General features: G+C 42.5%; 1 protein-coding gene. It reads right to left on the reverse strand.

The genetic code is table 11. From position 1 onward, the window contains the following. The coding region (locus AC6UD4_RS07190) for a mucin-binding protein (RefSeq protein ID WP_500694597.1) at positions 1-1,707 on the reverse strand (1,707 nt) is incomplete at both ends.

Consider the following 1,707-nt stretch of genomic DNA (forward strand, 5'->3'; position numbering starts at 1 on the left):
TTCAAGCCATCAGTATGAATAACCTTGTTACCATTGTCTTGATCGATGTACTCAACTTGAGCCTTTTCATCGTTGGCATTGTAGGTAACGGTAACACTTCCGTCCGGTGTGTCAGCAGTGGCAGTTTCAGAACCAACACTTGCCTTATCTGGAGTGTATCCCGTGATAGCTGGAGAATCAACTTGTCCAAAGACGGAGTTCGTTGAAGTCCAATCACTGTAAGTTAACTTGCCCGTTACTTCGTCAAAGGTTGCCGTTCTTGTGAACGTAACCGTTTCAACTTGATCATCAGCGGCCTTACTACCATCGGCATAAACGTAGTGGATGGTTCTCGTAATTGACTTGGTTAAATTATCTTTACTAGTTCCATCTGGGTACTTCGGTCCAGTTGGGTTATTTGGATCAATTGGTTCACCTGGGTTTCCTGGATTGTCAGGGGTAACCGTCTTCATCTTGTGTTTCAAGACAACCTTGAAGGTTGGGTTGTCGGTATTAAATTCGTACCCATTTGGATAACCATCAGTGACTAACTCGTAACCCTGACTTTCTAAATCAGCAATTTCAGCTTTAGTAGAGTAATCCGACTTAGAACCAAACTTACCGTTTAAGCTATCAGTTTTAATAACTCGGTTGCCGTCGTCTTGGTCAATGTATTGAACACGAGCCTGTTCTTCATTGGCATTGTAGGTAACGGTTACAGATCCGTCTGGCGTGTCGGCTGTGGCAGTTTCGGAACCAACACTTGCTTTATCTGGAGTGTAGCCCGTGATTGCTGGAGAATCAATTGAGCTAAAGACAGCGTTAGTTGAAGTCCAGTCACTGTAAGTTAACTTACCAGTTACTTCGTCAAAGGTTGCCGTTCTTGTAAACGTAACCGTTTCAACTTGATCATCAGCTGCTTTACTACCATCAGCGTAAACGTAGTGGATGGTTCTTGTAATGTTCTTAGTCAGATCATTTACACTAGTTCCATCTGGGTACTTCGGTCCAGTTGGGTTATTTGGATCAACTGGTTGTCCCGGTTGACCAGGATTATCTGGCGTAACCGTCTTAGTCTTATGCTTCAAAACAACGGTAAAGGTTGGATTGTCAGTGTTGAAAGTAAAGCCATCAGCAGGGTATCCGTCGGATACCAACTCGTAGCCCTTAGCTTCTAAAGTGGCAATTTCATTTTTGGTTGAGTAACCAGATTTACTACCAAACTTACCAGTTAAGTAATCAGTATGAAGAACGGCATCACCGTTATCTTCGTCAACATAGTTAACTACTGCTTTTTGTTCGTTGGCATTGTAGGTAACGGTAACACTTCCGTCAGGTGTATCAGCGGTAGCAGTTTCAGAACTAACACTGGTCTTATCAGGGGTGTAACCAGTAATTTCAGGCGAATTGATTTCACCAAAGACAGCATTAGTTGAAGTCCAGTTACTGTAAGTTAACTTACCAGTTACTTCGTCAAAGGTTGCCGTTCTTGTAAACGTAACGGTTTCTACTTGATCATCAGCTGCTTTACTACCATCAGCGTAAACGTAGTGGATGGTTCTCGTAATTGACTTGGTTAAGTTATCTTTACTAGTTCCATCAGGATATTTTGGTCCAGTTGGGTTATTTGGATCAATTGGTTGTCCTGGAGTTCCTGGGTTGTCAGGGGTAACCGTCTTCATCTTGTGTTTAAAGATAACTTTGAAAGTTGGGTTGTCGGTATTAAAT

This window comes from Fructilactobacillus sp. X3R5C2, assembly GCF_059901175.1.